13 protein-coding genes are annotated in these 11,111 nt (G+C 25.9%); 8 read left to right on the top strand and 5 right to left on the bottom strand.

Annotation, left to right across the window (positions count from 1 at the left end):
• The coding region (locus JWF52_RS14145; protein ID WP_208334192.1) for a hypothetical protein at window positions 1-270 on the bottom strand (270 nt) is incomplete at its 3' end.
• Between the two features lie 359 nt (window positions 271-629).
• On the opposite strand from JWF52_RS14145, the gene JWF52_RS14140 reads away from it, so the two are divergent.
• On the top strand, window positions 630-2,405 hold the full coding sequence (locus JWF52_RS14140) for a methyl-accepting chemotaxis protein (protein WP_208334191.1): 1,776 nt from the start codon (window positions 630-632) through the stop codon (window positions 2,403-2,405).
• Between the two features lie 281 nt (window positions 2,406-2,686).
• Window positions 2,687-3,592: a hypothetical protein gene (locus JWF52_RS14135; RefSeq protein WP_208334190.1), complete on the top strand. Its 906-nt coding sequence runs from the start codon at window positions 2,687-2,689 to the stop codon at window positions 3,590-3,592.
• A gap of 51 nt (window positions 3,593-3,643) precedes the next feature.
• Here JWF52_RS14135 and lepB read toward each other — a convergent pair whose 3' ends face one another.
• On the bottom strand, window positions 3,644-4,180 hold the full coding sequence (lepB, locus tag JWF52_RS14130; protein ID WP_208334189.1) for a signal peptidase I: 537 nt from the start codon (window positions 4,178-4,180) through the stop codon (window positions 3,644-3,646).
• A 243-nt stretch (window positions 4,181-4,423) separates the two neighbouring features.
• Between lepB and JWF52_RS14125 the strand changes: the two genes are divergently transcribed.
• Window positions 4,424-4,936 (top strand): GNAT family N-acetyltransferase, encoded by a 513-nt coding sequence (locus tag JWF52_RS14125; protein WP_208334188.1) that lies wholly within the window; start codon window positions 4,424-4,426, stop codon window positions 4,934-4,936.
• Window positions 4,937-4,994: 58 nt separating this feature from the next.
• Here JWF52_RS14125 and JWF52_RS14120 read toward each other — a convergent pair whose 3' ends face one another.
• On the bottom strand, window positions 4,995-5,180 hold the full coding sequence (locus JWF52_RS14120) for a hypothetical protein (protein WP_208334187.1): 186 nt from the start codon (window positions 5,178-5,180) through the stop codon (window positions 4,995-4,997).
• A 118-nt stretch (window positions 5,181-5,298) separates the two neighbouring features.
• Window positions 5,299-6,624, bottom strand: a complete 1,326-nt coding sequence (locus tag JWF52_RS14115; protein WP_208334186.1) for an aminotransferase class V-fold PLP-dependent enzyme — start codon at window positions 6,622-6,624, stop codon at window positions 5,299-5,301.
• Window positions 6,625-6,846: 222 nt separating this feature from the next.
• Between JWF52_RS14115 and JWF52_RS14110 the strand changes: the two genes are divergently transcribed.
• From JWF52_RS14110 to JWF52_RS14090, 5 genes are all read left to right on the top strand, one after another.
• A complete protein-coding gene (locus JWF52_RS14110; RefSeq protein WP_208334185.1) occupies window positions 6,847-7,734 on the top strand; it encodes a hypothetical protein in 888 nt (295 codons plus the stop codon).
• Between the two features lie 155 nt (window positions 7,735-7,889).
• A complete protein-coding gene (locus JWF52_RS14105) occupies window positions 7,890-8,408 on the top strand; it encodes a GNAT family N-acetyltransferase (protein WP_208334184.1) in 519 nt (172 codons plus the stop codon).
• A 92-nt stretch (window positions 8,409-8,500) separates the two neighbouring features.
• Entirely contained in the window at window positions 8,501-8,824 is a 324-nt protein-coding gene (locus JWF52_RS14100; RefSeq protein ID WP_208334183.1) for a hypothetical protein, read from the top strand.
• 80 nt (window positions 8,825-8,904) lie between these two features.
• Entirely contained in the window at window positions 8,905-9,759 is an 855-nt protein-coding gene (locus JWF52_RS14095) for a CPBP family intramembrane glutamic endopeptidase (RefSeq protein WP_208334182.1), read from the top strand.
• Between the two features lie 155 nt (window positions 9,760-9,914).
• A complete protein-coding gene (locus JWF52_RS14090) occupies window positions 9,915-10,289 on the top strand; it encodes a hypothetical protein (protein ID WP_208334181.1) in 375 nt (124 codons plus the stop codon).
• 123 nt (window positions 10,290-10,412) lie between these two features.
• Here JWF52_RS14090 and JWF52_RS14085 read toward each other — a convergent pair whose 3' ends face one another.
• Window positions 10,413-10,919, bottom strand: coding sequence for a GNAT family N-acetyltransferase (locus JWF52_RS14085; RefSeq protein ID WP_208334180.1), 507 nt, complete (start codon window positions 10,917-10,919; stop codon window positions 10,413-10,415).
• Between the last annotated feature and the right edge of the window lie 192 nt (window positions 10,920-11,111).

Genomic DNA, 11,111 nt, shown 5'->3' with positions numbered 1-11,111 from the left:
ATTTATATTAATTAATAGATTTAACCATAAAGCTAATATAATAACATAGACAAGTATTAATTTTAAACTTAAAGTGTTAGCTAAACCATCTGATTTAAAGAAAGATAAAATACCTCCTAGAAACTTTACTAAGATAAATATTAAGAAAATATTAGCTACTAGTTTATAAATACTAAAAGTTGTGTTTGGAAAAAATGCTGTATCAATCAAATTTAATAGCAATATAACAAAGAAAGCACTCCAATGTTTATACTTTTCAATAAATTTCAAAAAATCACCTCTTATATAAAAAATATATATCAAATTACAATTTTTAACAATAAATTACATGAATGCTATTGCCTATAACCTTAGGGTAGCATATAAAATAATAAAATAACATCATCTAAGTGAGATTTTACTATTTTATATTTTTTTAGAAAATTCTTAAAAATCTATAAATTTTATTACATAAAATCTAAAGTATCTATATATTTATCCGTATAAAAATAAGGAAAAACTATTTTAAACTAAAATGAACTTTAAATTAAAATCATTTTTTTATAAAATTTAATTATTAACAAATGAAATAATTAGAATATTTGAATTTTTCATTTAAATAGAAAACAAATCAAAATGGGGGGATGTATATGAAACAATTAAAAGTTAAAAATCTGAAAATTGGTAGAAAGTTGAGTCTATCTTTTATTATTGTACTTTTGCTTGCAGCATTTGCAAATGGTAATGCAATGAATAACTTGAGAAAAGCAGGAGAATTAGGACATGATTTGTTTGAAGGTCCTTATCAACTAACTAACCAATCTATGGGAATTCGTAGAGACATAGTTTCTATTGACCAAAATCTTGTAACTGCATTCACTGCACAAAATCCTACAGATACAAGCTATAAAGAAACAATTTTAAAAAACTTTGATAGTATCAATGAAAGAATTAAAATAATTCGTGGTGTTGACATACCTCGTGAGAACACTTCAGAAGCTTCAAAATTAGTTGGTGATATTGAAAGCTCAGTTGTTGAATTAAGACAAGAATATGAAAAAGTTTATGAGTTCATAGATAAAGGAGACTATGAAACTGCAAAAGAAATGGTAGTAAAAGAAGATCAAGCATACTATAAATCTTATGGTAAGTGTGTAGACTACGCTATAGCTCTTTATGAAGATGCAGAAAAATTAGGTATTAAATTTGATAAAGGAGTGAGTGATGCAGTATCAAAATCTGAGATTATTTCTACAACTTTAAATATATCTAGTATGGTAGCAGGAGTAATTATATGTATATATATTACAAAGAGTTTAAGAAATCCAATTGGAGAAATAGAAGTAGCTGCAAATAAAATGGCTGTTGGAGACTATGATATTTCAATTGATTATGAGTCAAAAGATGAATTAGGTTCTTTATCAAGTAGTATGCGTCAAATGAGTGATAAAACTAAGGCAATTATAAATGATACAGTCCGTGTGTTAGGAGAGGTTGCATCCGGTAATTTTGATGTTGAACCTGAAGTAGAATACATAGGAGTATTTAAAGAAATCGAAAAATCAATAATTAGGATAACAGATGATTTAAGTGAAACAATGTCACAAATAAATGTAGTTTCAGAAGAAGTTGGTGCTGCATCAGAGCAAGTTGCTAGTGGATCACAAATGTTAGCACAAGGTGCTACTGAACAAGCAAGTTCAATTCAAGAATTATCTGCAACTATTACTGAAATATCTGATAAAATTAAAGATACTGCAAAAAATGCTAAAGAAGCTAATGTTTTAACAATGAATGCAGGTAATGAAGTTGAAAATGGTAATAATCAAATGAAACAAATGGTTAAATCTATGGAAGAAATTTCAGTAACTTCTAATGAAATCGGTAGAATTATAAAAACGATAGATGACATAGCATTCCAAACAAATATATTAGCATTAAATGCTGCAGTTGAAGCTGCTAGAGCTGGGGAAGCTGGTAAAGGATTTGCTGTTGTTGCTGATGAAGTTAGAAATCTTGCTGCTAAATCAGCAGAAGCTGCTAAAAACACAGCTACACTTATTGAAAATTCAATAGAAGCAGTTGGTAAAGGAAGTAAGATTGTAGACGAAACAGCTGAATCACTTCAAAAAATAATTGATACAATGCATCAAAGTATTGTATTAGTTGAGGATATAGCTAAAGCCTCTGGGGAACAAGCTACTGCAATTAACCAAGTTACATTAGGAGTAGGTCAAATTTCAGAGGTGGTACAAACTAACTCTGCAACATCAGAAGAAAGTGCAGCTGCCAGTGAAGAACTAAGTGGACAAGCACAGATGGTTAAATCACTTGTTGAAAACTTTAGATTAAAGGATTTACATGGAAATAAAAAACATATAAGTTTTGAAGATAAAGATGATTATTTTGCTATGAATAAATTTTAATAATATATAAATGGAAGCTTTTAAGCTTCCATTTTTTTACATATAAGGAAATTGTATTTTATCTGACTTGTGGATAAATATAATTTCCAACTACTAAGCTTGAGCAACGGACCTGGTTTGTAGGTCGTTGGCGATATGAGCAAAGCGAATTTTTTATTTAGAAGTTTATGAAATTTAAATGTTTGATAGATTAATTATTTTAAAATATAATAAATTATATAGTAAAAATTTATAATGGACATATATAGAGGGTGAAATAAAAATAAAAGGGGGAGAAAAACTTGGAGACAAACAAAGTAAGGAAAGTATTACTAATGCTAGTTGCACCGTTTTTAATAGCGCTATCAGGATGTGAAAGTACACAATCTGTAAAAGGGGTAGCTTCATTAAAAGATGGATATTTTAAAATTTCAAAGGCAATAGATGATAATGAAAAAATAAGCAAAGAATATGTAAAAAATCTATTAAATGGTTATGAATATAAAAAAGGAGAAGAATTTAGACTAGAAGATTATTCTCCAGAACTTAAGATGATTCAACAACCATATATATTTAAAAATGATAAAGAAGAACTTACTATAACTCATATAACTGATAATGGGAAAGAAAGCTTGTCTACAGTGTATAATTATGATGATGGAGATGTTAATATAAGCTTATCATATAGTCCAGCGGATAAAGAGTTTATAGATGAAAATACAGAGCCAAAACCACATTTATTTGTAGGAGTATCTTTATCTGACAATAATAAGTATCAAGATATATGCAAAATATTAAATGATAGTTATAGTGACTATGAGTCATATTATCAAAAGATTGCTGATAATTTTGCTACTAAAAATGATATGAATATAGAAGATTTGAAAAGTATTATCGGTGATTCACATAGTGAAACCACAACTGAAAAAGTTAAAGTTGGAAAAAAGGCTGAAGAAGAGTTGATTTCATATAAATTTGAAAAAGATAAAAAAGAAATACTTGTAGAGTATTTCAAAAATAGTAATAAGATGTTTGGATTGTCATATATAGATATGGACTCAGAAAATATGGAAACTAATGTAATGAAAAATGCCAGAGATAATAAAGAACTAGAAGGTGGAAAGTTTCATATGGGTTTAATTAATTTTGTTGATAAACTAGATGAACAAGAAAAAATGGTAAATAAACTACATAAATATATGAAATAATAAAAATAAAAAAGTGGATAGTTTAAATTTAAAACTATCTACTTTTTTATTTTATTTTACTGTACCGAATTTACTAAATGGATACGCTCTTAAAGTAACTTTCCCAATTATATCATCTAAAGGAACTGTTCCTATTTTTGAGTCTCTGCTATCACCACTATTTGGTCTATTATCTCCCATAGTAAATACATGATTATTGGGAACTACAATATCAATATCACCATCTGTATATACATCATTTAGATAATCTTCACTTAAGTACTTGCCATTTATGTATACTTCATTATTTTTTATAAGGATATGTTCTCCAGGTAAAGCAATTACTCTTTTAACTAAATTTTTTTTATGACTAGTTTTATTATCAATTAAACCTGATTTAAATACTAAAATATCCCCTCTATTTGGAATTTCTTTGTTGTAAGATAATTTATTTATTAATAGATAATCTTTATCTTCTAATGTAGGATACATAGATTGTCCACTAACTATAGTTGGTTGTACAAATAATGTTACTCCAAATGCAATAACTAACGATGCACATATTGTCTTAAACCATTCAAATATTTCATTTTTTATTTTTCCACTCAAAATAATTATCCCCCTTATCTTTAAATATAAAATATTGAAATTAATCAAAAACTATATTTATTAAACATACCTAATTTTTACATTTAATTATAGCATAATGATATACTTACATTATAGCTTATATCAAATAGTAAATATATTACAAACTAAAATGTTTAAAGTCTTTTTTATAAAAGACTATTATTACTACTACAATATACATAATAAAGATACAAATAAAATTAAAATATGGGGGAGCAATTAATGAATGATATTATAAAAAAATCTAAAAATATTACATTAAGGCGTACTAAAAGTACAGATTTAGAATTTGTTATAAGTTTAGAAAGAGAACCTTATAATGCTCAGTATGTAGGTCAATGGAGTAAAGAAAGACATATGGATTCTTTAAAAGATAGAGATATAGTACATTTAATAGTTGAAGATTCAAATACAAGCAAACCCATTGGATATATAATTATGGGAGGTATTGAAAATAAAGATAACAATATTGAATTTAGGCGAGTTGTTATAAGTGATAAAGGTAAGGGGTTTGGAAGAGAAACATTAAAGCTAATAAAAGAATTCTCGTTTAATCAATTAGGTGCGCATAGGCTTTGGCTTGATGTAAGATGTAAAAATACTAAAGCACAAAACCTTTATAAGTCAGAAGGATTTAAAGAAGAAGGAACTTTAAGAGAGTGTGTGATTTATAATGGGAGCTATGAATCTATAATTATAATGTCTATATTAGAACATGAATATAAAAATAACTAAAATAACTAAAATAAGTAATAATAAACCTAGTGAAGCTTTTAAAGTTTTACTGGGCTTATTATTTATATCTAACTTTTTTATTTTTACTGTCTTTTACTAATGAAAAACCTATTAATGATGATGCACACCCCATTATACATCCACCAGATATTCCTACTGCAATCATAATATTAGACCTACTTGAAAAGTAGATGCCTAAAATAAACAGAATAAATCCAATTAAAAACATTATTTTAAATTTCAAATTTATATCCTCCTGATACCTTCTAATATGAAACATTACCTATTATTTATATGATAACAGATTAAATTTTAAAAGAGTCCTCTTATTTATAATTTAAATAAGAAGACTCTTTATATAATTAAAATCTTACTTTTCTTATTGTTTTTTTATATCTACGGTTAGATTTTCTTAATACATTAGCAATATAGTCTAGTTGTTCCAAGAAAATATTAGCTTCATCTATAGTGTTATAAAGTCCAAGACTTGCTCTTACCATTCCATCATTATACAATCCAGATACCACATCTCTATATGCGTCACAGTCACTAACACCTAATAGTCTATATACATAAGGATGAGCGCAGAATTTACCGGCTCTTAGAGATATTCCTTTTTCAGTTGCCATGTTTACAGCAACGGCTTCGTAGTTCATATCTTTAATATTAAAAGTAATTACACCTAATCTATCATCAATATAATCTGTATCTCCATATAAAATTACATTATTTATACATTTCATAGAGTTTATAAGGTATTCTTTTATATTTTTTTCATGATTTTTTATATTTTCAAATCCAATATTTTGTAGTTCTTCTAAGGCTTTTGCCATGGCGATTACACCAAAAAAGTTTTGTGTTCCAGCTTCAAATCTCTCTGGAATTGATGACCATATTACACTTTCATCAAATACTCCAGCAACACATCCACCGCCAGATAAAAATGGATCTGAGTCTTTTAGATATTCTTTTAGACCGACTATTGCACCACTACCGAATGGAGCATAGGCTTTATGAGCAGAAAATGTTATGAAATCTATCATTTCATCTTCATTAGATCCTTTCATATCAACTTTTTCATGTGCTATTAGTTGAGCGCCATCAACGATTATTAATGCATTGTGTTTATGGGCAAGTTTAGCTATATCATGTATTGGAGTTAAGTACCCTGTTACATTTGATGCACCTGTTACAGTTACAACTTTTATTTTACCGTTTGCTTTTACAAGTTCTTGTTCTATGTCGTCTATATTTATTCTGCCTAATTTATCAACATCTACATGTACAACCTTACCTGATTTTCTAAAAGGTAAATCATTAGCATGATGTTCCATTCTAGTTGTAAGAATCATATCATCTTTATTTTTTATAAGTGCATTTGCTAATATATTTAACCCTTCTGTATCTGATTTTGTATATATTACAGTATGAGTATTACATCCTTTTAAACCGAAAAAATTAAGTATTATTTCTCTAGATTTTTCAAACATTGTAGTACAGTACTCACCTTTAGGTCCTACACCTCTAGCTATTGGACCATAGTTTTTTATATTATCTTGAATTAGTTTTGTTACACTTTTTAAAGGTGGTGTAGTAGCGCCATTATCAAAATTAATTGGAGTTATTTTTTCTCCACTTGCTAGTTTTACTTTATCATCTATTCCATCATATAAATACCTGTAATCCATATTATCGCCTCCTACTATTCATAGTATGAGGATATTTTCACAAGTTTCCAAATTAATAGTAATCAACAACTTATAGGTATAGTAAATATTAATGTATATCTAAAACTATAAATTTAAAATAAATTAGAAATCAAATGATTTATTTTAGAAATGAATAGAAATTATTTCTAAAATATGGTAATGTTATCATAAGGAAATATATATACAAAAGGGGAGAAGGACTTGGAAAAACTTGAGCTAAAACAAGTATTATTAATACTATTAACAGTGGTTTTAGTACTAACATCAGGATGTGAAAATTCAACATCAGTAGAAAAAGCAAGTTCATTAAAAGAAGGATATTTTAAAATTGCAAAACAGCTAGATGAAGAAAATAAATTAAATAAAGATTATATAAAAAGCTTATTATCAGGCTATAAATGCGAAAAAGGTGAAGAATTAAAAATGGGAGGGAAATCCTCAGATATTGAAATGATTCAGCGGCAATACATATTTAAAAATGATAAAGAAGAATTAATTATAACCAATATTATATATAATGGATATGAAAGCGTATCCCCAGTATATATTTTTAATGATGGAGAAATTAACATAAATTTATCATATACACCTGAATCACATAAAGGTAATTTAGATGAAAACGAAGAATATAAGCCGAAGTTTTTCTTAGGTATATCTTTACCAAATAATATTAAATACCAAGAAATATGCAAATTACTAAATAATAAATACACAGATTATGAATCGTATTATCAAAATATTGTTAATAATTTTTCAAATAAAAATAATATAAGCATTAAAGAATTAAAAGCTATTATAGGTGAAGAGCCACACAAAAGTGAAGTTGAAAAAATAAAAGAAGAAGAATCAATTAGTTATGTATTTAAAAGTAATAAAGAAAGCATATCAGCAGAGTTTTTAAAAGGTAGTAATAAGATGTATGAATTATCATATATGGATTTAGATGAATTTGGAAATAACATAGTTAAAACTGTTAGAGATAGTAAGACGCTAAATGAAGGTGAATTCCATATGGGTATAACAAAATCTAGCAACAATTTAGATGAACAAATAGAAATTATAAATAAAATTGATAAATATATAAATTAATAAAAAGCTAGAAGTTCTAATAATAGAAATTCTAGCTTTTATTAATTTAAAATTAAATATTAAAAAATAATATATATAATTTTTATTTTATTATTTACTATAGATATATTTAGTAATACAATTATAGAAATTTTCAAAAAAGGGATGATGAGTTTATGTATTATGGAGAAAAAGTAGTTTTAAGATCATACAGAGAAGAAGACACAGATATAGCACTAAAGCTTGTTAATGATAAAGAGTTAAAGAAATTTTTAGTTAACTGTATTCCTTTCCCAACTAGTAAGTGGGAAGAAGACGAATGGATAAAATCACAAAAATCAAATAAAGAGGGCACATATAATTTTGCAATAGAAGATATTGAAAATAATAAGTATATAGGCGGATGCGGAATTAACAGTGTAAATTGGCTAACTAGAGTTGCAGTTGTTGGCATAATGATAGGAGATAAAGACTACTGGGGCAAGGGATATGGAACAGATGCAATGAAGGTATTAATTGACTTTATATTTAATGATATGAATATTAATAAAATAAGACTTTCAGTTTTTTCGTTTAATGAAAGGGCAATAAAAAGCTATGAGAAGTGTGGATTTAAAGTTGAAGGGGTTCTTAAAAATGAGATTTTCAAAGAAGGAAAATACTACGACGAAATAATAATGTCTAAATTTAGATAGCAAAATTATTCCAAAAGACATATTAAATAATAAAGATTTTATAAGTATATAAAGATTATTGACTAAATAAAAATTATAATTTAGGAGATATTATGAAAAAAATTATTTATTCATTTGTTTGTCTTATTATTCTAGTAGTAATAAATATTACCGCATCTAAAATTTTTAATGTTGAATTTTTAGAAATGTCATTTGCAACAGGTCTAATGGCATCTGTTTTGATAGTGTTTTTTTCAAGTGAAGGAGGGCCTGGTACTGCTATGTTAGATTTACCAGTAAAAAGATTCCTTGAAAGTGACTCTCGTAGAAATCCTAATTTTTTTAAGATTTATATAAATATTCCTATTATAGTTTCTGTATTTTATACAATAATAGCTGCTATATTAAGTATAATTGTTTATTGGAAATACTTTTAAATGAAATTATTTTATATTGGAAAATATTGAACATATGAAAAAATAAGCTTACAATTATATAAAAGAGAAATGAGGATAATATGAGAGCATTAAAATCAATATATAAAAATGAATGTCAAATTAAAGAAATATCAATACTAAAATCATTTATAATTATGGCTATATTTTTGGCAGTGCCTGTTTTAATAAACCTTATAGCGACAGTTATAATGATTTTAATAAACGAGAATATATCATTTGGAACGGCTATTGTAGTAGGAAGTATTATCATTATAGTATCAAATATTATTGTTGTATCCATTATAGGACGCAAGTCTATAAAAAAAGATAATGATGAAATAATTAGGAACAAGATGCTAATTACAAAGAAGGAATTTCTTTATGTATTTTTGATTATAATTGGATATATGCTAATTAGAGAAGTTTTCTTATTTGATGCACTAGCGCAATTTGAAGGACCTATAAGTGAGAATGATATAGATTTTATTTTAAATAATTTAAGTACAATAGAGATTGGTATGGTTGGATTAACACTTGCTATACAAGTAGTTATTACAGCACCTATACTTGAAGAATTACTTTTTAGAGGAATAATTTTAAATGGATTATTAAGCAAATATAAAAAAAATTATAAAAAAGCAATAATAATTTCAGCATTAATATTTGGGGTTGCTCATTTAAACATACCTCAAGGGGTTAATGCATTTATTATAGGTATAGTTATAGGTGGAATTTATTATAGTACTGGATCTATGAAATTATCTATTTTTGCGCATTTTATAAATAACTTTTTATTTTTACCTACTCCAGAAAATTTATTATTTAAGAGTATCTATGCTGTATTAGGAATTTATTTATTAATAAAAGGTATAAAATCTCTAAAATATAAAAAGATTAATAGTTTAAAGGATAATGACTATAACATTAATTCATGATTTTATTTTAAAATATTAATATTTTCCAGATTTAATAATTAATATCTATGGTATAATTTACATACAAAAATTTAAGCATTACTTAAGAATAAGATAATGATAAATTAAACTTAGTAAGTTAATATATAATTATTAAATCATTAAGGAGAATGAATATGAGATTAATTAAAAAGATAGTCATAACACTATTAATATCATTGGTGATTATAAATGTTGTAGGTTATAAGTTTAGTGATAAGGGGATAGGAAAAGTAGTAAATGGAATAAATGACTTTATAGATACAGATGTAAAAAAAGCTATAAATGAAATTAAAGATACAGATGTGGCAAAGAAAGTAACTGGTTATGTAGAAGATTTCAAAGTAGAAAATGTAGTTGATAAAGTGAAAAATATTGATATAGAAAATACTATAAATGATATTAAAGATGCAACAGTAGTTAAAGAGGTAAGTGAATATATTAGTGGTTTAGAAATAGGTAAAAAAATAAATGAGCTTACAGGAATGAATATAGTAAATACAGATAATTAAATAGGTATAAGCAAAAACACTTGGTTTTAAATCAAGTGTTTTTGCTTTTTATAAATATAAGATTTATTATATGACCACAACATGGGCATGTATATTTATTCATGTTAAGTATCTCAGTTTTTACTATAATACCTTTTCAAAAGCAACTCTTTTATCTCCGTTTTCTAAGTATATTACCCCGCAGTATTTATAACCATTTTTATTTAAGAACTTTTGCATTGGTATGTTACCTTCATGAGTATCAATTTTTACACTTGGAATATTATTTTCTTTGCATAAATTCTCAGCATACTTAAATAATTTATTAGCTATACCTGAACCTCTTACACTGTTACTGGCAGCAACTCTATGAATTACTGCATACTTAGAGTTTGAATCTGTAATCCATTCACCTTCAGATATATTCTCGTAGCTTTCTTCACCATCAAAAGATATAGCTATTGTTGATATAATTTCATTATCTTTTTTAAGAACATAACTACAGTCGTTGTTAATATCGTTTTCTATTACCTGAGAATTTGGATAGTCATCTTGCCACTGATCAATCCCAAGTTCTTTTAGAGATTCTTGGGCTTGTTTTATAATTTTCATTATTGTTTTGACATCTGAAAAAGTCGATTTTATAAACATTTAAAACCTCCGTATCTGATTGATTTTTTAATATTATAATACATGAAGTAAATTGCTAAATAAAGTAAATTTTATAAAATTTAGAATTTTAGTTAAACTAAAAATGTTTTTTAAAATTAAATTAGATTTGAAATAATAAAATTAAAGAAGAGAGCATTATAAGATAATAAAGTAAAGAAAGTGTAAACTTAA

Source organism: Clostridium sp. CCUG 7971 (assembly GCF_017590215.1).
Classification (GTDB): Bacteria; Bacillota; Clostridia; order Peptostreptococcales; family Peptostreptococcaceae; genus Faecalimicrobium.
The sequence above is the reverse complement of the archived record's forward strand: the minus strand, read 5'-3'. Positions and strand labels throughout refer to the sequence as shown.

What these genes read in the sequence shown, in the direction of transcription:
- JWF52_RS14140 (WP_208334191.1), top strand. Translation starts at nt 630, where the DNA reads ATGAAACAATTAAAAGTTAAAAATCTGAAAATTGGTAGAAAGTTGAGT.
- JWF52_RS14125 (WP_208334188.1), top strand. Translation starts at nt 4,424, where the DNA reads ATGAATGATATTATAAAAAAATCTAAAAATATTACATTAAGGCGTACT.
- JWF52_RS14115 (WP_208334186.1), bottom strand. Translation starts at nt 6,624, where the DNA reads ATGGATTACAGGTATTTATATGATGGAATAGATGATAAAGTAAAACTA.
- JWF52_RS14105 (WP_208334184.1), top strand. Translation starts at nt 7,890, where the DNA reads ATGTATTATGGAGAAAAAGTAGTTTTAAGATCATACAGAGAAGAAGAC.
- JWF52_RS14100 (WP_208334183.1), top strand. Translation starts at nt 8,501, where the DNA reads ATGAAAAAAATTATTTATTCATTTGTTTGTCTTATTATTCTAGTAGTA.
- JWF52_RS14095 (WP_208334182.1), top strand. Translation starts at nt 8,905, where the DNA reads ATGAGAGCATTAAAATCAATATATAAAAATGAATGTCAAATTAAAGAA.
- JWF52_RS14090 (WP_208334181.1), top strand. Translation starts at nt 9,915, where the DNA reads ATGAGATTAATTAAAAAGATAGTCATAACACTATTAATATCATTGGTG.
- JWF52_RS14085 (WP_208334180.1), bottom strand. Translation starts at nt 10,919, where the DNA reads ATGTTTATAAAATCGACTTTTTCAGATGTCAAAACAATAATGAAAATT.